The organism is Armatimonas rosea (assembly GCF_014202505.1).
Classification (GTDB): domain Bacteria; phylum Armatimonadota; class Armatimonadia; order Armatimonadales; family Armatimonadaceae; genus Armatimonas; species Armatimonas rosea.
Map to the genome: position 1 here is coordinate 739,101 of NZ_JACHGW010000003.1, position 18,990 is coordinate 758,090.

General features: G+C 62.4%; 16 protein-coding genes, 1 tRNA gene and 1 pseudogene. 6 read left to right on the forward strand and 12 right to left on the reverse strand.

Annotation, left to right across the window (positions count from 1 at the left end):
• Nucleotides 1-92 precede the first annotated feature (92 nt).
• Entirely contained in the window at nt 93-458 is a 366-nt protein-coding gene (locus HNQ39_RS18420) for an ASCH domain-containing protein (protein ID WP_184199840.1), read from the forward strand.
• Nucleotides 459-464: 6 nt separating this feature from the next.
• A complete protein-coding gene (locus HNQ39_RS18425; RefSeq protein WP_184199843.1) occupies nt 465-2,894 on the forward strand; it encodes a S9 family peptidase in 2,430 nt (809 codons plus the stop codon).
• A 149-nt stretch (nt 2,895-3,043) separates the two neighbouring features.
• Here HNQ39_RS18425 and HNQ39_RS18430 read toward each other — a convergent pair whose 3' ends face one another.
• The 11 genes from HNQ39_RS18430 to HNQ39_RS18480 all read right to left on the reverse strand — a co-directional run bounded on the left by HNQ39_RS18430 (nt 3,044) and on the right by HNQ39_RS18480 (nt 15,065).
• Complete coding sequence (locus HNQ39_RS18430) at nt 3,044-4,435, reverse strand: dihydrolipoamide acetyltransferase family protein (protein ID WP_184199846.1); 1,392 nt, start codon at nt 4,433-4,435, stop codon at nt 3,044-3,046.
• A 6-nt stretch (nt 4,436-4,441) separates the two neighbouring features.
• Complete coding sequence (locus HNQ39_RS18435) at nt 4,442-5,158, reverse strand: ChbG/HpnK family deacetylase (protein ID WP_184199848.1); 717 nt, start codon at nt 5,156-5,158, stop codon at nt 4,442-4,444.
• The gene (gene smpB / locus HNQ39_RS18440; RefSeq protein ID WP_184199851.1) at nt 5,151-5,633 is read right to left on the reverse strand and encodes an SsrA-binding protein SmpB; all 483 of its coding nucleotides are present in this window, start codon (nt 5,631-5,633) and stop codon (nt 5,151-5,153) included. The genes HNQ39_RS18435 and smpB overlap by 8 nt, the downstream gene beginning before the upstream one ends.
• An 87-nt stretch (nt 5,634-5,720) precedes the next feature.
• A complete protein-coding gene (locus HNQ39_RS18445) occupies nt 5,721-6,944 on the reverse strand; it encodes an acetylxylan esterase (protein WP_184199854.1) in 1,224 nt (407 codons plus the stop codon).
• A 51-nt stretch (nt 6,945-6,995) separates the two neighbouring features.
• Nucleotides 6,996-7,067 (reverse strand) — tRNA-Gly (locus HNQ39_RS18450).
• A 160-nt stretch (nt 7,068-7,227) separates the two neighbouring features.
• Complete coding sequence (locus tag HNQ39_RS18455) at nt 7,228-7,953, reverse strand: hypothetical protein (RefSeq protein WP_184199857.1); 726 nt, start codon at nt 7,951-7,953, stop codon at nt 7,228-7,230.
• A 9-nt stretch (nt 7,954-7,962) separates the two neighbouring features.
• Nucleotides 7,963-9,354, reverse strand: coding sequence for a hypothetical protein (locus HNQ39_RS18460; RefSeq protein WP_184199860.1), 1,392 nt, complete (start codon nt 9,352-9,354; stop codon nt 7,963-7,965).
• A 35-nt stretch (nt 9,355-9,389) separates the two neighbouring features.
• A complete protein-coding gene (locus HNQ39_RS18465) occupies nt 9,390-9,722 on the reverse strand; it encodes a hypothetical protein (protein WP_184199863.1) in 333 nt (110 codons plus the stop codon).
• A 32-nt stretch (nt 9,723-9,754) separates the two neighbouring features.
• Complete coding sequence (locus HNQ39_RS18470) at nt 9,755-10,663, reverse strand: restriction endonuclease (RefSeq protein ID WP_184199866.1); 909 nt, start codon at nt 10,661-10,663, stop codon at nt 9,755-9,757.
• Nucleotides 10,664-10,671: 8 nt separating this feature from the next.
• The gene (locus HNQ39_RS18475) at nt 10,672-14,226 is read right to left on the reverse strand and encodes a DNA polymerase III subunit alpha (protein WP_184199868.1); all 3,555 of its coding nucleotides are present in this window, start codon (nt 14,224-14,226) and stop codon (nt 10,672-10,674) included.
• A gap of 59 nt (nt 14,227-14,285) precedes the next feature.
• Nucleotides 14,286-15,065: a hypothetical protein gene (locus tag HNQ39_RS18480; RefSeq protein WP_184199871.1), complete on the reverse strand. Its 780-nt coding sequence runs from the start codon at nt 15,063-15,065 to the stop codon at nt 14,286-14,288.
• A gap of 76 nt (nt 15,066-15,141) precedes the next feature.
• Here HNQ39_RS18480 and HNQ39_RS18485 point away from each other — a divergent pair, with 76 nt between their 5' ends.
• The 3 genes from HNQ39_RS18485 to HNQ39_RS18495 all read left to right on the forward strand — a co-directional run bounded on the left by HNQ39_RS18485 (nt 15,142) and on the right by HNQ39_RS18495 (nt 17,805).
• A complete protein-coding gene (locus HNQ39_RS18485; RefSeq protein ID WP_184199874.1) occupies nt 15,142-15,501 on the forward strand; it encodes a hypothetical protein in 360 nt (119 codons plus the stop codon).
• 103 nt (nt 15,502-15,604) lie between these two features.
• A complete protein-coding gene (locus tag HNQ39_RS18490; protein WP_184199877.1) occupies nt 15,605-17,383 on the forward strand; it encodes a hypothetical protein in 1,779 nt (592 codons plus the stop codon).
• A 41-nt stretch (nt 17,384-17,424) separates the two neighbouring features.
• Nucleotides 17,425-17,805 (forward strand): hypothetical protein, encoded by a 381-nt coding sequence (locus HNQ39_RS18495; protein ID WP_184199880.1) that lies wholly within the window; start codon nt 17,425-17,427, stop codon nt 17,803-17,805.
• Here HNQ39_RS18495 and HNQ39_RS18500 read toward each other — a convergent pair.
• The gene (locus HNQ39_RS18500; protein WP_184199882.1) at nt 17,794-18,417 is read right to left on the reverse strand and encodes a hypothetical protein; all 624 of its coding nucleotides are present in this window, start codon (nt 18,415-18,417) and stop codon (nt 17,794-17,796) included. The genes HNQ39_RS18495 and HNQ39_RS18500 overlap by 12 nt on opposite strands.
• Before the next feature lie 288 nt (nt 18,418-18,705).
• Here HNQ39_RS18500 and HNQ39_RS30620 point away from each other — a divergent pair.
• A pseudogene (locus HNQ39_RS30620) lies at nt 18,706-18,981 on the forward strand (CHASE4 domain-containing protein); the annotation flags it as partial.
• Nucleotides 18,982-18,990 lie beyond the last annotated feature (9 nt).

Below are 18,990 nucleotides of genomic sequence, written 5' to 3' on the forward strand. Positions count from 1 at the left end.
CGGGGCGAGACGCCCCCCTCCAACGGGGGCGATCCAAATGGGGTGGATTTATTGGGCAGGATTTACCAGGGAAGGCGTCGAACGGATTCCCGATGTTCGCACTTAATTTTTATAACGAGCTCTACGGCGATGCGCTCCGCAAGGGGCGCAAGTCGGCGACTATCCGGCTGGGGGATAAGTCGGGCAAGTACCAGTCCGGTCAGCTTGTCTGGGTGACCCTCGGTCAGCGCTTTGGGCGGCGCTACAAGCTCTTTACGGCCATCCTCGATATGGTCGAGGTCAAGCCCATCCGCGACCTCACACCCCGCGATATCCAGCGGGAGAACCCGGAGTTTCGCACGAAAGAGGAGGTGATTACCCTTCTCTCGCGTGTCTATGATCGTCCGATCTCCGAAGACAGCCTCATCACTATTATTTACTTTTCGCCCGTGGACGAGTACGGGCTGGATGGAATCTAAAACGCTATGCTCTTTCCCGTGATCCCCGCCCTTGTGGCGACCCTCGCACAGCCCGAGGCCCCGAAAGCCAACTGGAAGCTCGCCAGCCGCTTTACCGCCGAGAGCCTCCTGCCCTTCACGCCCAGCACAACCCTCACGCCCGGCTGGATCAACAAGACCGACACGTTCTGGTACACCTGGCGCGACGATTCCGGGCGCAAGTTTTGGAAGGTTGAGCCCAAGGCGAAGAAGAAGACCCCGCTCTTCGACTCCGCCAAGATGGCCGCTCTCCTCTCGGAGCTGACCCAGAAGCCCTACGACTCGACCAACCTGCCCTTCACGACCGTGACATTCGATGAAAAAGACGCCAACCGGATGTTCTTCACGATTGTCGAGGTTCCTACCGCCCCTGTGACACCGCCTGCCGCGCCGAAAACAACGCGCTATGAGTACGACCTGACCAAGGAGACGCTCAAGGTCGCGCCGAAGGAGGGGACAGCAGCAGCGGAGACCGAGGCGCGGGACTTCCGCAACTGGTCGCCAGATAAGAAAGCCTTTGTCTACGCCATGGCGCACAATCTCTACTATGTGGAGGTGGTCGATGGCAAGGAGCAGCCGCCGATCCAGCTGACCAAAGACGGCGAGAAGGACTACAGCTTCGGGAGCCGCGACGGTGGCTTCGGAGGCGGGGTCTTTGGCGGCGGCGGGACCCGGCGGCGCGGGCAGCAGGGCACGGGCGGGGGCACGACTCCGCCGCCTGTGGTCGAGCAGCGCGTGCGCGCGGGGGTGACCTGGTCCAAGGACTCCAAGCGCTTCTTTGTCAGCCGCTTCGACTCGCGCGATGTCAAGGAGCTCTTTCTGGTCAACTCGCTCACCGAGCCGCGACCATCGCTGCTGAGCTACAAGTACGCCATGCCCGGCGAGCCCGGTGTCGGGCACCAGGAGCTCTTTGCCTTCAATCCCGCCAGCAAGACCCTGGAGAAGCTCCCGATCGAGAAGTACAAGGACCAGCAGGTGCGCAATGTCCACTTCCAGGACGCTGTCTCGACTGCTCTGCGCTTTGTCCGCCGCGACCGGCTCCAGCGCCACGCGGAGCTTTGCGAGATCAACCTCGATACCAAGGTCGTCACCCCGATGGTCGCGGAGTCTGTGGAGAATGCGTTTCTGGAGCTACAAGAGGTTAAGTATGTCAAGCCCGGCGGGGACTTTCTCTGGTTCTCCGAGCGCTCCGGCTGGGGGCACTACTATCGCTACAGCAACGACGGCAAGCTCAAGAACGCGGTGACCAGCGGCCCGTTTCGCGCGTCGCAGATCACCGAGGTCGATGACAAGAAAGAGCAGCTCTGGTTTGTGGGCCAGGGCCGCGAGACAGGGGAGAACCCCTACTACCAGCATCTCTACCGAGTCGGGCTAGATGGTAGCGGCTTGGTGCTCGCCGACTCCACCGAGGCCGATCATACGTCGAGCCTCTCGCCGAGCAAGGACTTTGTGGTCGATGTCTACTCCCGTACCGATCTGGCGCCCAAGGCCGTGCTACGCGACCGCGATGGCAAGGTGCTCCTGGATCTGGAAGAGAGCAAGCTCGGCCGGCTACTGGAGCTGGGCTGGCGCTTCCCCGAGCGCTTCACGGTCAAGGCCGCCGATGGGGTGAACGACCTCTACGGGAATATGTGGCGCCCGACGGACTTCGACCCCAAGAAGAAGTACCCGATTATCGCCTATGTCTATCCCGGTCCCCAGACCGAGTCGGTGAACTCGGGCTTTACGGTGAGCGCCAACAACGCCCGGCTGGCCCAGCTTGGCTTTATCGTGATCCAGATCGGCAACCGGGGCGGCAACCCGGCACGTTCGAATGCCTACCATAGTTTTGGCTACTACAACCTGCGCGACTACGGCCTCGCCGATAAGAAGACGGGAATCGAGCAGCTGGCGGCACGCTACCCGTGGATCGATATCGATAAGGTCGGCATCTTTGGTCACTCCGGCGGCGGCTTCATGACGGGGGCGGCGCTTCTCCTGCCGCCCTACAATGAGTTCTTCAAGGTGGGGGTTAGCAGTGCGGGCAACCACGACAACAATATCTACAACGCCAACTGGAGCGAGCAACACCACGGTCTCAAGGAGGTTCCCGTCTTGGATAAAGACGGCAAGCCCACGGGCGAGACCAAGTTTGAGATCAAGGTTCCGACCAACGCGGAGCTTGCGGGCAATCTCAAGGGCAAGCTGCTTCTGGTCCACGGCGACATGGACAACAATGTCCACCCTGGTGGGACGATCCGGCTGGTGAACGCCCTCATCCGCGCCGGAAAGCGCTTCGACTTTATGATCCTGCCTGGTCAGGACCATAGCTTCGGGGACATGATGCCCTACTTCAACCAACTCACCCTGGAGTACTTCGCCGAGCACCTGCTAGGCGACTACCAGCGCAGCGGGGCGGAGCTAAAGGTCAAGCAGTAGTTTCTGCCCCGCGCCCATAGCCCGGACGGAGATCGTCCGGGCTATGGGGCGCTTCGCGCCTCCTCCTCGTGCCTCGTCGGTAGAAATCCGCCGAAGGCGCGGCGGAGGAACGACGCCCCATAGCCCGACGATCTCCGTCCGGGGCCGAATTAAGCCAGCAACAACCCCGGCGTCTCCAGCAGCTCTTTGACTCGTGCCAGAAACGCCGCGGCGGGGGCACCGTCGAGGGCGCGGTGGTCGAAGCTGAGGGAGAGGCCCATCATGGGGCGCACGGCGGGCTGGCCGTTGACCGCCACAATCGTGTCGGTGATGGCGCAGACCCCGAGAATCGCCACTTGTGGCGGGGGAATGATCGGGTTAAACGACTGGACCCCGTAGTTGCCCAGGTTGGTGATCGTGAACGTCCCCCCAGTTACTTCATCGCTCGCCAGCTTCATGGCCCGTGCGCGTGCGGCCAGATCGACACGATCCTTGGCGAGCTGGGTGAGGCCCTTGCTCTGGACATCCTTGATGACGGGGACGATCAAGCCATCGTCGCCGAGGGAGACCGCCAGCCCAATATGTGCGGCATCGAAGAGGGTGAGCGTGTCGCCGCTGATGTGGGCATTGACCATCGGGTGCTCTTTCAGCGCATGGCCGCACGCCTTGACAATGAGATCCGTGGGGGAGATGCGGACGTTGTCGGACTTCTCGATGGCGGGCAGGAGCTGCTTGCGGAGCTTGTTGGCCTCGGTCATGTCCACGGAGAGGTTGAGCGTGACATGCGGCTTCTCCCGTACGGACTTGCTGAGGTTGTCGGCGACCCGCTTGCGGAGCCCAGCCAACGGCACGGTCCGTGCTCCCACACTCGTGGGGGCGGGGGGGGCAACGGGCACAGCCGCCGCCCGGACATCGTCGGCGGTGATGCGCCCGCCCGCGCCGCTGCCCGCGACCTCGGTGAGGTTGACGCCCTCACCCGTTGCGATGGCTTGTGCGAGGGGAGAGACACGGAGCCCCCCGGCCCCCGCAAGCGAGGGAGTGAGGAGGGCTTCTGCCTGCGTGGCGGCGGCGGTCAGTGCGGCATGGGCGGCCTCGACATCGCGCTCGATGATGCGCCCCCCCGGGCCGGTGCCTTTCCCGGCGAGGTCGCGGATGCTCACCCCAAGCTCATCGGCGATCCGGCGGGCACGCGGCGAGGCATCCAGCTGGCCCCCCCCGCCCCCAAGAATGGGGGAGCTTGTGGGGGCCACAGCGGGCGTGGGCGCAGGGGCCACGACGGCAGGAGTGCTGGCTTCTTCACTTGTGGGGGCAGGGGGGGCTTCCCCCGGCTCCCCGACCAAGACAACCGGGGACTCTACCTTGACATAGGAATCGACCGGGGCGAGAAAGCCCAGGACCACACCGGCCTCGGTGCTGGCGAACTCCATGTTGGTCTTGTCCGTCTCCAGCTCGCCCAGTGCCTCCCCGATCGCGACCGTGTCGCCGATCTTCTTGAACCACTGCACGATACGAACTTCCTCAACCGACTGTCCCAGAACGGGCACCTTTACTGTCCTAGCCATGTTTCCTCACAAAGTGTCAGTGTAGCGAATAAACGCGAGATTTTTTTGTTGCTTGAGCACGGGGTCACACCACATCTTGCGATCGGTGTCGCGCTCTAGGGCGATCTCTTCGCCGGTAAATTTCCGATTTCCCAGCTGGCGTAGCTCGCCATCATCGTCGATTGCAGGATGACTGACATAGACATAGGTCTGGGTTAAGTCTTCGCTCAGGCGCTCCAGCAGCGAGCCTGTTCCCGGCAGATGGGGGATGTGGTAGACCGTCATCAGCCCCTGCGACTCCGCCCAGGCGACCAGTGGCTCGCGTAGCTCGTGAACTACCCAAGAGCTCACGCCCATGTGCTCGTCGAGGTACTCTGGGGCGAGGTCGGCCTTGCGCATACGGTCGAGCTGGGCCTGTGCCTCACGGAGCATCGCGCCAATGGCTTCGTCGCCGCGGGGCAGGTCGATAGGGCTCTGGGGGAAGACGCCTCTTTCGTCCTTGAGGATCGGGAAGTCGGTCAGGGGACCCCAGGTAACGTTGTCCCACTCAGAGTTCAGGGTCAGGTGCAGGCCGATACAGAGGCCGGGAATCCCGCGCAGGCGCTCCGCGGCATCGTCGAACGCGGGGCCACAGGCCATCACCGACGCATTACGCAGGACGCCAAAGCGCGCTGCCTCTTCGACCCCGCGGTTGGCGGCCACACACGAGCCGGCATCGTCGCCGCGCGTGACTAGCTTAACCACGCCCAAAGACCTCGCGGCGTGCCTCCCGGTCGGCATCGCGCTTGGCGATATCGTCGCGCTTGTCGTAGAGCTTCTTGCCGCGCCCCAGCCCGAGCTCCAGCTTGGCGAAGCCGCGCTCGAAGATAATCGCCAGCGGGATCAGCGCGAGCCCTTTCTGCTGGGTCAGGCCCATGAGCTTGTCGATCTCTTTGCGGGTGAGCAGGAGCTTGCGCACGCGGGTCGGCTCGACATTGCTGGCGTGGCCCTGGGTGAAGTGCGCGATATGCAGGTTGTGGAGCCAGAGCTCGCCCTTCTCGATGCGCGCGTAGCCGTCGGTGAGGTTGGCCTTGCCCGCCCGCAGGGACTTGACCTCGGTTCCCACGAGCACCATCCCGGCGACATAGGTCTCCTCAATGAAATACTCGTGGCGGGCGCGGCGGTTCACGGCGACGGTGCGTTTCTGGCCGCTTTTCTCTTCCTTCTTGCTGGTGGACATGGGATTTGATTATACCGCGCTCGAACCCAACCCAGCCCTCCCTGCGGCAGGGAGGGGGGATGTGAGGAACGAGCAGCCGGGTGGGTTCTATCGGGGGATCGGCTTGCCTTGACGGAGCGCGGGGAGCCAGTCCTGGTAGCAGCGCTTGTCGTAGGGGGCTTGGGAGCCGTTTTCGTTCTGGTGGCCGGAGATCGGGAGGATCACAACTTCTTTGGGGCCGCGCATCTGGTTGGCGGCGGCGAAGATTCCCGCCGGGGGGCAGGTCTCGTCGATTAGGCCGCAGCCGATCAGCACGGGGCAGGTGATACGCGATGCAAAGTTGGCGACATCGTAGTAGCGGGCGGCCTCACGCACTTTCTTTTCGTCTTTGCCTTGCGCATTGAAGACCCACATCGGCCAGCCGGGCATGCGGCCGGAGTCGGGGCCGAGCATGTCGCAGCCGGCGGGGACATTGGCGAGCGCGGCGGTGATCTTGGGGTGGAAGCCCGCGGTCATCAGCGACTGCAAGCCGCCCTGGCTCGTGCCCATGACAACGAGTGTTTTTCCGTCCCAGTCCGGGTGCTCCGTGAGGTACTGCGCGGCGCGGTAGCAGGACAGATACATCCGCAAGAAGTAGCTCGTCTCCGGGCTGTCGTTGCCGATCGCGGGGTAGTTGTTGAGCGGCCCCTTGCTCTGCGCCTCATAAAACGCGGGCGGCTGGTCGAAGGGGATATCGTGGGGCATGACATTGAGGGTCAGCCAGCCCTCGGCGGCGCGGTCGGTGGCCCAGTTTTTGGGGAGCCCGTAGACCCCGGCCCACTGGACAATCAAGAGCGCGGGGAGCTTGGTCTGCCCGGCGGGCTGGGCGAGCTGCGCGCGGATCTTGGTGCCACGGATATTGTCCATCGTGAGCTTGGAGTAGAGAACCCCCGCCCGCCCCGACGGCTGCCGCTCCAGCTGGGGATTGGCAGGGACGCGCTCCAGCTCTCGCACCTTTGCGGCCCAGAAGGCATCGAAGTCGGCGGGGCGCTTGGCCGAGAGCGCGATCTTCTCCGGGGCCGCCACTGCGCCCCCTCGGCTTCGGGAGCCCTGGACCACCAAGAGAAGCGTCCCCGGCTCGTCGAAGCGCGCCTCTACCTGGCCCTTGCCGCCACTCAGCACCATGCTGCCCTTGCTTATCTCGGTGAGGCCGCCTTTTTTGACGACATAGTCGAGCTTCTCGGGCGGAGTTCCCTCGCCGGCCCAGACAATGCTCCAGCGCACGGTCTCCCCAACCCGGTAGACTCCCGTGGCATGATCCGCCGTGATCACATAACGCGCCCCTTGCTGCATTCCCTACCTCCCAAAAACAAAAGCCCTCTGGTTTTAACAGAGGGCTTTGAGAGCGGGAGACGAGACTCGAACTCGCGACATTTTGCTTGGGAAGCAAACGCTCTACCACTGAACTACTCCCGCAGTGAAGTGAATTGTACCGGCTTTTTGCGGGGTGCGCAAGGTATTCGTTGCCGGACGAACGAGTCTTCTGGCTTAAAAGGGCAACGGCTACCTCCGTAGCCAAACAGACTTGTTGCCTGTGCAGGCAGGCGTGCGCCCTCTTAAGCCCAGAGACTCGTTCTCAGGGGTAGACCCGTTTCCCGGTCCAGTCCCGGTTGGGTTCTTCGTCGCCGCTGCCCCACTTCCCCGAAAACGACTCGCCATCGTCGCTGAGGACAAACCAGCCCCGGCCACTGGAGCTGTCGTGCTCGGTCCAGGTGAAGGTGAGCCGATCCCCGCTCAAGGTGCCGACAAGCACGCCCTCGCTCGACGGATAGGTACCGGTGACGCGGTTGCCGTGAATCTCCAGGGTGAGCTCGCCGAAGGTCGCGCTCCACTTTCCGGCGAAGGTGCGTGTCCCGCGGCGGGTGAGCAGGTAGACCGGCTGGAGCTTGAGGGCATCCTTGACTGCCTGCGCGGGGCCATCGGGGAGCTGTGTGGCGAGGATCTCGGACTTACCCTCCTCCACCGCCCCGACCGTCCCGTAGAGTTGCGCCAGGCCCATGGCGTACTTGGCGACCTCATCGCCGGTCCAGCGCTTGCCCCGAGGCGCGGGCGGGAGCCAGAGCTTGACCCAGCTTGCGCCGCCGGGAATCGCCTGCACGAGCTCCGTCAGCCACGGCTCGATCTGGCTGGCAGCGCTGGCGGTCTGGCGCGGCGCGACAAGGCGCGCACCGGAGAGCGTGGAGTCGGCGAAGAGGCGGACAGTGGCCTGCTGGCTCACCTCACGAAGGAGCGAGTCCAGCGCGCGGAGGGTGGCAGGGGCTTGGTCCTGCAAGAGCACAATCGCGGGAATCGGGAGTAGCATGGGCGTACCTCACTTGACAATGGTTAGTCCCAAGACGACGGGCGGAAGGTTCATAGGCAGCGCCCACGAGACCTCTAAAACCTCTCCAAAGTGCGAGTCGGTGATCACGGCGAGCTTTTTCTCTCCCAGGGGCGCTTCCAGCTTGACCCGGAGGCCGCTGAGGTTCCAGGTCGAGCCGCCGAGCGCACAGCCGGGCGCGTGCAAGAGAAGGCGGAGCCGCTCACTGCTCCGCTTGGGAAGGGATACTTGGAGCGCCTCCCCGACAAGCTTGACTTCAGCGCCATTGGTGCCGTGGACAAGGAGCCAGCCCGTGCCACCATCGGGGAGGCGCCAGTGGATCGTCCCCGGCGCGTGCTGCTCCCAGGCGCGCGTCAGCCCCGTGGTCGCGCCCATCATCCAGGTCTTCTCTAGGACACACTGCACGGGAAAGACCTTCCCGGCGCGGGGCACCTTGCGCTCCAAGCGACGCGGTTTGTCAAAGGCCTTGAAGTGTGCGAGGGCATCGGGGGGGCAGCGCAGGCCGAGCGCCAGAAACATCGGGACATAGGCCCACTCAAAGCTCCGGTTGCGCCAGTCCGCCGGCGCGGGCGCGGTTTTCTTGTCCTGGGTGAGGAGCAGGATCGCTACCCCCGTGATGGCGGTGTACTGCACCATGTCCATGCCGTAGGCGCGGGTAAACGGCCCGCAGAGATTGCGCAAGCCCGCGTGGTAGAGCTGCGCCGTGTCGCGCCAGAACGCCGCCTCCATGGCGATTGCCGCTGTGCGGCTCTCTTTGGACGGCGACAGCTCGCGCCAGAGCGCTAGGCCCATGGCATCGACCCCGCCGTAGGTAGGGGAGTTGTCCTCGGTGAAGGTCTGGAAGCGATTAAACAGCTCGGTGACCTTCTGCGCCTTCTCCCGCCCGAGCCCCGCAAAGTCTGGCCAGTTCAGCTTCGCCCCGACCCACTCCATCAAGAACGCACTCATCAGGGCAATATTGGTGTACTCCGGCCCGACATTGCGATGGACAGCGCCGTCCGCCGCGATCACCAGGGCTTCGTCGATCTTCTTGATCAGCGCCGGGGGCAGGAGCTTGCCGTAGCGCTCCCGCGCCACAATCAGCCCCACCCCGATAAACTCGCGCCAGTTGTGGTCCAGCTTGCGGTCTTTCTGGCTCGTGCTGCCCGGCCAGACTCCGAGCCACTCCCCCGGCTCGCGCTTCTGCAAGCCCACCAGCGCCTCCAGCACCGCCGCCGCCCGCGCCGCATCGCTCTGCCGGTTGCGGATCAGCAGTCCCACCGCAAGATAGACCGCTGAGCGGGTGCCCTTTTGGTCCAGAAATGCCTGTGTCTGCGTCGGAGTCCACGCCGCGCCGGGTGCGGGGAGGAGGAAGTCTAAAAGCTCAGCTTCGAGTGGTGTCATGGGGTTATTCTTCGTCTTTCTGCTCCACGCTTCGTTTACAATTCCGCTTGGAGAAGTGCTTTGGCTTTTTTACGTGCGCTCTCTGGATCAAAAGGATGCACCCTACCCTCATCAATGGCAAAGTATGCCGCATCTAGAGCTATTGTGTCTTCTAACGCATCTAGAAGCTCTTCGATGAGGGGATCGTTGAAGTCTGCGGGAACAACAAAAAGGCCCTCTGCCAAGCCGATGGGGCGCTTTGCCGGACGGGGAAGAGGTGCCGTTACCTCCTCTTTGAGACTGTTTAGGATCAGTGTTGCAAGCTCCAGCCGCTCCTCAGGGGAGAGCTGTTTAATCTCGTTACCGTAGCGCTCGACAATATTGACCATGTTGGAATACTTCCTCTACTTGATCGCTGTGCTTACTCGGGTTGCTCGAAGTAGTCTTGGTCGATCCGTTTAACGATGTAGGTCTCTTGAATGCCCACGCCAAGGTTGTACTCGATCATCAGCGATGCGAGGCGCTTACCATCAATCAAGATGACTTTGTACTGAGGATTCTTCTTCGCCGCTTTTTGTGCATCCTCGGTGAATGCCGAAGTCGTGAGAAGGACGCCTTTATTTGCTCCGTTGTTGACCAGGCTTCCAATGAATCCTTGAACCGCTGGACTTCCGACATTCTCCTTCCAGCGTTTTGCCTGTAGGTAGATAATATCAAGCCCTAGACGATCTTCGTTGATGATTCCGTCTATCCCACCATCGCCGCTTTTTCCTACCGTTTTTCCTGCATCCTCACGGGAGCCACCGTAACCCATAGCCAGCATCAAATCCACGACAAGGCGCTCAAAAAAGGCAGGAGGCATCTGCTTCACTTTATCGAGAATATCCGAGGCGAGCTTCTCATTTACCTCCACCCAAATGCGCTGGAGGGTCTCTTCAGGAGTTTCTAGTGGGAGTGTCGGGGCAGCGGTTGCTGCTGGTGTTTTGGCTTTAGTTTTATTCTTGAAGGCGACAAACTCGGGGAATTGATCTAAAAACTTCCCATCGATCTTGGCAGGTGGATCCGTTAGAACTTTCTGACCCTGGGCAGTAATTTTCACCATACCTTTACTTGGTGATTCAATCAATCCCGCTTGTTTTAAGTAGGACTTTGCCCACCCTATTCTGCTGACGTAGGTTGCTATGCCGCTTGGGATTGTCTCTGCTTTATCGGAGGGGGTGAGCTTAAATTCTTGGGCCAGCTCGTCGCAAACTACTTTCAAAGGCTTTGGAGCAGTAGCGACGCATTTCAGGAGTGGCAGCATGAACGTCTGGTAATCTGGGACAGGCATAGCGTATTTTACTCCACCCAGGCTTTCTGGTGGCCGCCTCCTAGCATGCGCCGGACTTGCTCGATCAGGCCTTCGTCGGGGTCCACGAGGATGGGGGTCTTGATGAGGTACTCGCCGCTGCCTGTCTCGGCGTGGACAACGAGAGGGGAGCCGCCTTCTTTGCTGCCGAACATCTCTTTCACCATCCCGAGCAGGGTGCGGTTGCTGCCGTCGATACGGACGTGCACCGTGCGCGGGCGGGCGTCGGCGGCCATGGCGTTCTCGACAATGCGCTCCACCTTATCGGCGATCAGCTCGACCTGGACATTTTTATCCGCGGCGGCGGGCTCTCCACCTTCTTCCGCCGCCTCAGACTTCAGGATGCGCTCCCGGTGCTGGGCGCGACCGATAATGGCGACCACAGAGTTGACGATGCAGTACTTGCCCCACTCGGCGGCGCACTTGGGGAAGAGCGTCACGCTGAGGGAGCCGCTGGTGTCTTCCAGGGTCACAAAGAGCATCGCGCTACCGGTCTTGGTGTACTTGGTGCGCACCTCCGTGATCATCCCCCCGACCGTCACCTGCTGGTTGGGCGTGCTCTCGCTGATCTGGTCGGCGCGCCAGGCACGCCACTTGCGGCGCAGCTCGGGCTCGAAGGGCTTGACGGGGTGCTCGGTAAGGTAGAGGCCCAGCAGCTCCTTCTCCCAGCCCAGCCAGACCCCGCGCGGGTGGTCCGGGACATTGGGCAAGGGCTGCACCGACTCCACCGCCGCCGCATCCTCCCCAGCATCATCGCCCCAGAGCGAGATCAGGCCGGCCTTGGCGTCTTTTGCACCACGAGCCGCCGCGGCCACGGCATCGTCGAGGGTCTCCATCAAGGCGCGCCGGTTGGGGTGGATACTCTTGAAGGTCCCCGCCTTGATCAGCATCTCGATCACGGACTTGGAGGTCAGGCCCTCGGCAAAGACCCGCGTGCAGAAGTCGGGGAGGCTGTGGAACTTGCCGCCCTTGGCACGGGCCGCCAGGATGGTCTCGATAGGGGCCTTGCCCACATTCTTGATCGCCAGCAGCCCAAAGCGGATCGCGCCCTCGTACTTCTTCGTGTCGGTGGGCTCGCTGACGGTGAAGTCGGCCTCGGACTCATTGACATCGGGGGGGAGAATCTCGATCCCGAGGCGGTCGCACTCCTCCAGCGTATTGACGACTTTGTCGGTCTTTTCGACATAGGCCGCCATCAGCGCCGCGAGGTACTCGGCGGTGTAGTTGGCCTTCATGTAGGCGGTCTGGTAGGCCACCATCGCGTAGCAGGCGGCGTGGGCACCGTTGAAGGCGTAGCCGGCGAAGGGCTCGATATCGGCGAAGATCTTCTCCGCGGACTTGGCGCTCACCCCGCGCTCCTTGGCCCCCTCCATGAAGATGCCCTTCTGCTTGTCCATGTAGGCCTTTTGCTTTTTCCCCATGGCGCGGCGTAGCAGGTCGGCTTGGCCCAGGGTCAGCCCGCCCACGGCTTGGACAATCTTCAGAACCTGGTCCTGGTAGACAATCACCCCGTAGGTCTCTTTGAGGATCGGCTCTAGGAGCGGGTGCTCATACTCGATCTTGGTGGGGTCGAACTTGGACTGGATAAAGCGCGGGATGTGGGCCAGCGGGCCGGGGCGGTAGAGCGCCACCATCGCGGCGAGCTCCTTGACCGAGTTGGGCTTGAGCTCGACCACGTACTTGCGCATCCCCGCCGACTCCAGCTGAAAGACCCCGGTCGTCTCGCCGCGCCCCAGCATGTCGTAGGCCTTCTGTGCCCGGGGATCGTCGTAGTTTAGGGGGATATCCCAGACATCGACCGTCTCGCCGCGGGTCTCTTTGATCAGCTTGACCGCGCGCCCCAGAATCGAGAGGTTGATGAGCCCGAGGAAGTCCATCTTCAGTAGCCCGATCGCCTCCAGCGAGCTGTGCGGGTACTGGGTCGCTAGGGAGCCGTCGTTGAGCTTGCGTAGCGGCGTGTACTCCACCAGCGGCCTGTCGGCGATCATGACTCCTGCGGCGTGGACCGACTCGTTGCGGGTGATGCCCTCGATCCGCTGGGCGGTGTCGATCAGCTTGCGTGCCAGCTCCTCGTTCTCGTAGGCCGCGACCATCTCGGGGTTGCCGGGGTAGTCCTTCTCCTCCCAGCCGTACATGGCCCGCTTGATGGAGATTCCCAGTGGCAGGGCGGGGATCATGCGCGCGATCCGGTCCACATCGGGCAGGGGCATCGCCAGCGCGCGCCCTGCATCGCGCAGAGCGGCCTTGGCGCCCAGCGTTCCAAAGGTGGTGATGTAGCTGACGTTGTCCTTGCCGTACTGCTTGGTGACATGCTCGATCACCTCGGCGCGGCGCGTGTCCTCGAAGTCCATGTCGATATCGGGCATGGTCACGCGCTCGGGGTTGAGGAAGCGCTCGAAGGTCAGGTTGTACTCCACGGGGTCGAGGTCGGTAATCCCTAAACAGTACGACGCCAGCGAGCCCGCCGCCGAGCCACGGACCCCAAAGAAGATGCCGCTCGTGCGGGCGTGCTGGGCGATATCCCGGACAATCAGGAAGTACTGGGCAAAGCCGGTCTTCTCGATAATGTCCAGCTCGTAGCTCAGGCGCTCCTTGTGCTCCAGCTCGTGCTTGGGCAGGCGGCGCTCCAGCCCCTCCCAGCACATGCGGGTCATCGTGGTCTGGGCATCGCTGCCAGGATCCACGCCCACGACCGGCATCGGGGCGCGCCCAACCTCGATCTCCAGGTTGACCTTCTCCGCGATCTCTAGCGTGTTCTCAATCGCATCCGGGGCGAAGTGCTCGAACTCGCCCATCATCTCGGCGTAGGTCTTTAAGTAAAACTCGCGCGGCTCGTAGCGCATGCGCTTGGGGTCATTCACCGTGGTGCCGGTCTGGATGCAGATCAGCACATCGTGCGGGTCGGCGTCCTCGGCGCGCAGGTAGTGGCTGTCGTTGGTCGCCACCATCTTGATGCCCATCTCGCGGCTAATGCGCTTGACCTGCTCATTGACATCCCACTGCCCGGTCGCATGGTGCCCCTGAACCTCTAAGTAAAAGTCATCCTTGAAGACCTCCCGGTACCACGCCGCGACGCTCTTGGCCTCTTCGTAGCCCTGCTTCATCACCGCCTGCGCCAGCTCGCCGCCCATACACGCCGAGCAGATAATCAGCCCCTCGCTGTACTCAGCAAGCAGCTCTTTGTCCACGCGCGGCTTGTAGTAAAACCCCTCCAGCGATGCCAGCGTCACGAGCTTCATCAGGTTCTTGTAGCCAGTCTCGTTCTTGGCCAGTGCCACCAGGTGGTGGTTGCCGTCTTTCTTAGGATCGCGGTCCTTGCGCCCCCGGGTCGCGACATAGAGCTCACTGCCCACCAGCGGCTTGATTCCCGCTGCACGCGCCGCCGTGTAGAACTCAAACGCGCCGTACATCACGCCATGGTCGGTGAGAGCGAGCGCGGGCATCTCCATCTCCACGGCGTACTTGACCATATCTTTGATCTTGGAAGCGCCATCTAGCAGGGAAAACTCGGAGTGGTTGTGGAGGTGGACAAACGGGGTGGACATGCGGCCATTATACCGGGCGAATCGGCGATTTCCCTGGGCGGTAAGACCGATAAATCGGCCTAGGGAGACGGAGGCGATTGAGGATTTGCGAAGCCCGTTAGAGTATCGTTCGGTGTGGTGCTGTCGTGGGAGTAGAAGACGACCTTGACGGGATTTCCGAAGACGGACTCTAGGATTTTCTCCTGGTGCAGGCGGCGAGCTAGCTCGATGTAGTGCGTAAAAAGAACTTCGGTGTCGCCCATGAAGCTTAAGAAGGCATCGCGAAAGGGATGTCCGGGCAGGGTCACGGTGAGGGGAGTAAAGCGCGGGAGAGCACTCGGCTCTGCGTGGCACTCCACGGAGAGGGAGACCTCCTGGTTGTAGGTAAAGGAGACGTGTGTGATCGGCCCCTCCCAAGCACGGAGAACCTCCAGCACCGAATCGTAGAGGGTGGGCTCAAAGGAGCTAATCTGGTCGTGGTAGAGCGTGTTGGCGCGGAGCCAGGTGGCGAAGTCGGCAAAGTCACAGAGGCCCGAGGTAGTGAGCTGGCGGACTCCTGGAAAGCTGGCGGGATCGTCGAGGACGCGGTCGCAGTCGGGGAGCTGGAGACAGAAGACCTCCTCGTTGTCCTCGCTTCCGGTAAGCGCATCGGCGACAACCGGGAGCCACTCGGGGGGGATGGGGAGCTGCTGGCGGAAGTAGTTCCAGCGGGCTTCGTCCGACTGGGGACCAAGCCAGCCCCAAAACATCCCGATGTAGGACTCGCCTGGTCCCATGCGCCAGTGAATGTCGTAGGGTGACGTATCTGGATATGCTTTCCAGGGAGGGATGGGGGGCTGTGAGGGATCAGGCTCTGTCATGTGAATGATAATGAAGTGTACCTAAGAGAGGCATGGGGCCAAATAAGCGGGTGCACGGATTGGGTAAAATCTGGACATGAAACGCTGGCTGAGCACTCTCTTTAAGCCCGCTCCTTCTGTGCCTGCAGAGCCTCTCCCGCCGTCTCCTGATCAGCTCCGGGCTTGGGAGCTCTCGGAAGCGGAGTGGGTGCGGGAGAAGCTGATGAAGACACCGCTCAATCGGCTGATAACCATTCACGGTATCCCGGTCAAGATAAAGATGGAGCTCGCGGCGCAAGGGGTTTCCAACATTCAGGAGCTGGTTCAGAGCTGGGACACGCTTCGTATTTCTCCGCCCTATCGAGCGATGGTTGGGAGCTGGTTAGAGGAGCTACAGGATGACTTACAGAAGCAGTATGCAGAGTTTACTGCCACAAAGCCGGAACGACTTGCTTAGAGCTCAGGCTAGCCCCCCCCCGAACTCCTAGTATCACTAGAGTCTAGAGGCTCTGAGGGAAGCTGGGGGCGAGCGGGAGGATATTTTTTTGGTATATTGCAGTATGTTTCCTCTTAAATTGAAAAGTGTTGCTGTTGTGGGGAGCTTCGTGGCACTCACGCTGGCGGGGTGTAGCGGTGCGGGGCTTTTGTCCCACGGAAGTGCGGGTTCGTCTTCTCCCACCGTGGCGGCGAGCGGCTCTGCACGCTTTACGATTGTCTGGCCGGAGACAACCGGGCGCTTGATTCCTCTGGGGGCCAATAGTATTAAGATTGTCTTGAGCGGCCCGGAGACGGTCACCAAAGTGGTAGCGCGGCCCACCGGTGGGAGCAATACGACCACGATTACGTTCACGGGGCTGAAGATAGGGAGCTACACCGCCACCACGAGCGCCTATCCTAGCACCGATGGCACAGGGGTGGCGCAGGCGACCGGCGCGGTGAGTGTCGCGATTGCGCGGGACCAGACCACCACGACCACGCTGACCATGGACTCGACAATCGCCACGGTGGAGATCGGCGGTGCGGGGACAACCGGAATGAATCTTGGAGAGAGCCGCACCCTGACGGCAACCGCGAAGAACGCGGCGGGGCAGGTCGTTCTGGTGGCCCCAAGCCTCTGGCAGTGGAGCGGGAACAATGCGGCGAGCTTTACGCTCACGCCGGGGGGCGAGAGCGCAACCCTGACCGCCAACGCACCGGGGACAGTCACCCTCTCGCTGAAAGAGACCGAGTCCAACCAAGTGGCAACGCTCACGGTAAAGGCGTTTCATGTGACCTTTGAAGGGCTCGGCGATCTGCCCGGAGGAGAGTTCCGCAGTGTGGCCCTTGCGGTCTCCGCCGATGGTAGCGTTGTGGTGGGAAACAGTACGTCCGGGAATGTGACGGGATCCAATGCGGGGGAGGCCTTTCGGTGGACGCGGGCAAGTGGGATGGTCGGGCTAGGGGACCTACCGGGGGGATTTTTTCGAAGCTCGGCTACCGCGGTCTCTGCCGATGGGACGGTGGTCGCGGGAATCGGGGACAACGCGGTGTCTGCTGCTCGGGTGTTCCGCTGGACACAGGCCGGCGGAATGGTGAACTTGGGAGCACCTGCCAGCTCCGCAATCTGCTGGGCACGGGGCATCTCGGCAGATGGAACCCGGATTGTCGGGACGACGACACTGGCAGCGGGAGTGGAGTACGGAGCCTGCTACTGGACAGAGGCGACGGGCTTTGTGGAGCTCAATGACCTGGCGGGCGGGCCCGTTCGGTGCGAGGCAACGGCGATCTCACAGGATGGGAGAGTGCTGGTGGGCTACGGGACGAGTGATAAAGAGACGTCCTGTTCCTGGAACCTGGCAGGCGAGATCACGGCGCTTGCTGGAGTGCCCCGCGGGACGGGCTCCGCACTCGGGGCATCGGGAGACGGCACGGTGATTGTGGGCTATGCCGATACGCTCGCGCTCGGTCGGGATGGGCTGGAGGCCTACCGCTGGAGCGCGAGTGGGGGCACTACGTTCTTAGGGGATTTTCCTGGGGGGGGATTTGCAGGCTACCCCGCAAGCTATGCCCGTGGGGTCTCCGCCGACGGGAATGTGGTCGTGGGAATGGGAATGTCCACGGAGGGAAGCCGTGTCTTTGTCTGGACGCAGGCGCGTGGCTTGCAAGACTTGGGAGATATCCTTCGGTCTAAGGGAATAGACCTAAGCGCTTGGGCAGGGCTCATCAATGCTACTGATCACGCAGCGGATGTGGTTGCGACGATCTCTGCGGATGGAACCACGATTGTGGGGACGGCCTTCCACAACGGCAACCGGGAGGCGTTTCGTGCCTATAAATCCGATGGGTTCTTGAATCCCTAAAAAATCTATGTTGGAATTCCCTATATTCCGATACTGAGAGTATGAAATGGCTCACTAACCTCTTTCGCCGCGCGGAGCCGGCTCCCCTTCCTGCTCCGCAAGCTCCCCCGCAAAAGCCTGCACCGACCCCGGAGATGCAGCGGACACTTGTCTTGACCCAGCGTGCCTGGGTGGACGAGCAGCTTTCCTTGCGTAGTATCGACGATCTCTTGGCGATCAATGGCATCCAAGCGGCCCACCTGCGCTCGCTGCGTAGTGCGGGGATCGAGACCCTGTTACAGGCCAACCAGTGCAAAGACCTCCCGCTCATGGCCGCGACGGGGGACTGGGTGCGCGACTGGCTCCGTCGCCAGGTGAGTAGTCTGGAGCGCGACTACCTCAAGTACCGCAAGGAGCTGGAGAGCGAGTCGCTAGTTTCCTAGCGCGATAATCCGGTAGAGCTGGACGAGCACAGTGCCGTGCTTGCCCGATGGCGTGACCCAGGTACCAGGGTAGGTGCGGGTGCGGGTCAGGTCGTTGCGCCGCCAGTTGAGGCTCGCGCTCCACTCTGGAGTGATGGTCCAGCGCGCCCCAAGAGTGACCTGGCCGATACGGGGGGCACTGGGCGAGGGCTTGAGAGTCTCCGTGCGTGCGGTCACGGTCCAGGCAGGGACTCCGGGGAGGCGGTAGAAGCTATCCAGGTAGGCACCTTCGTAGCGTTTTCCCCCAAGCGTCCCCTGGATGACCTCGCCCCGGAGCACCAGATAGGGCCGGGCATAGCGCAGGTCTAGCCCACTGAGCTGCACCCAGCGCTCGCCGCCCCCAAACTTCACCTGGCTCTGAGACAGATGGCTGAGGCCGACAAGCGCATCGGGGGGGAGGAAGAGCTGGACACGCCCTCCGGCTCCTCGCCGTGGCGTGAAGTCGTTCCAGACGGTCACCCCGTTGCCCGTAAAGCCAACCCCCTCGGCAAGGAGGCGCTTGTGGCGAACGGTCGCACCCACTCCCAAGACCGACTGCTCCACCCCGCTGTCACCGTAGTCGGTACGGGGCATGGCGTAGTCGATCAGGCCGGAGCGGTAGGTCTCCTGCCAGTCGTAGATGCCAAAGGGGAGCCGCTAGAGCCCCACCCGTAGTGTCGTTGAAGCACTCACCGGGCGCTCGGCCTGCGCCTCGACAATCCGTGTGGAGAAGTACTTTCGCTGGACCAGTGCGCTGACCTTGGTCTCCTGAGACAGGGCGGCCTGGAGGCGAAGCTCGGTCGTGTGGAGGCTGTCGTAGCGCTGGTAGGGGAACTGAAAACGGTCACCGACCCCTAGACCTGCACAGACTTCCTCGACGATCTAGGAAAGACCCTCAAAGTAGACTCTGCGGTTCTGCTAGGGCGGCAAGGGCAGGTCAAGGGCGGGGGCGAGCTTCCCACCGAGGAGGCACTCGCTCATGCGCGGGCGATGACCGGTGAGCACTGGAGTGGGATTATTGTCGCCAACGGACGCCCTCGCCTCCTGGTGATTAGTGCCGTGCACGACCCGCAGAGCCAGGAGCTCCAAGGGAGCCTCTTGGTCTACCGGAACCTAGATAAGCAGCTCGCCTCAGAGCTTGCGGAGACCCTCCAAGGCAAGATCACG

Excerpts from the sequence above, each read along its gene's own strand:
- HNQ39_RS18445 (WP_184199854.1), bottom strand. The coding sequence starts at position 6,944 with ATGCAGCAAGGGGCGCGTTATGTGATCACGGCGGATCATGCCACGGGA.
- HNQ39_RS18460 (WP_184199860.1), bottom strand. The coding sequence starts at position 9,354 with ATGACACCACTCGAAGCTGAGCTTTTAGACTTCCTCCTCCCCGCACCC.
- HNQ39_RS18500 (WP_184199882.1), bottom strand. The coding sequence starts at position 18,417 with ATGCCCCGTACCGACTACGGTGACAGCGGGGTGGAGCAGTCGGTCTTG.
- HNQ39_RS18420 (WP_184199840.1), top strand. The coding sequence starts at position 93 with ATGTTCGCACTTAATTTTTATAACGAGCTCTACGGCGATGCGCTCCGC.
- smpB (WP_184199851.1), bottom strand. The coding sequence starts at position 5,633 with ATGTCCACCAGCAAGAAGGAAGAGAAAAGCGGCCAGAAACGCACCGTC.
- HNQ39_RS18475 (WP_184199868.1), bottom strand. The coding sequence starts at position 14,226 with ATGTCCACCCCGTTTGTCCACCTCCACAACCACTCCGAGTTTTCCCTG.
- HNQ39_RS18490 (WP_184199877.1), top strand. The coding sequence starts at position 15,605 with ATGTTTCCTCTTAAATTGAAAAGTGTTGCTGTTGTGGGGAGCTTCGTG.
- HNQ39_RS18480 (WP_184199871.1), bottom strand. The coding sequence starts at position 15,065 with ATGACAGAGCCTGATCCCTCACAGCCCCCCATCCCTCCCTGGAAAGCA.
- HNQ39_RS18455 (WP_184199857.1), bottom strand. The coding sequence starts at position 7,953 with ATGCTACTCCCGATTCCCGCGATTGTGCTCTTGCAGGACCAAGCCCCT.
- HNQ39_RS18470 (WP_184199866.1), bottom strand. The coding sequence starts at position 10,663 with ATGCCTGTCCCAGATTACCAGACGTTCATGCTGCCACTCCTGAAATGC.
- HNQ39_RS18430 (WP_184199846.1), bottom strand. The coding sequence starts at position 4,435 with ATGGCTAGGACAGTAAAGGTGCCCGTTCTGGGACAGTCGGTTGAGGAA.
- HNQ39_RS18425 (WP_184199843.1), top strand. The coding sequence starts at position 465 with ATGCTCTTTCCCGTGATCCCCGCCCTTGTGGCGACCCTCGCACAGCCC.
- HNQ39_RS18495 (WP_184199880.1), top strand. The coding sequence starts at position 17,425 with ATGAAATGGCTCACTAACCTCTTTCGCCGCGCGGAGCCGGCTCCCCTT.
- HNQ39_RS18465 (WP_184199863.1), bottom strand. The coding sequence starts at position 9,722 with ATGGTCAATATTGTCGAGCGCTACGGTAACGAGATTAAACAGCTCTCC.
- HNQ39_RS18485 (WP_184199874.1), top strand. The coding sequence starts at position 15,142 with ATGAAACGCTGGCTGAGCACTCTCTTTAAGCCCGCTCCTTCTGTGCCT.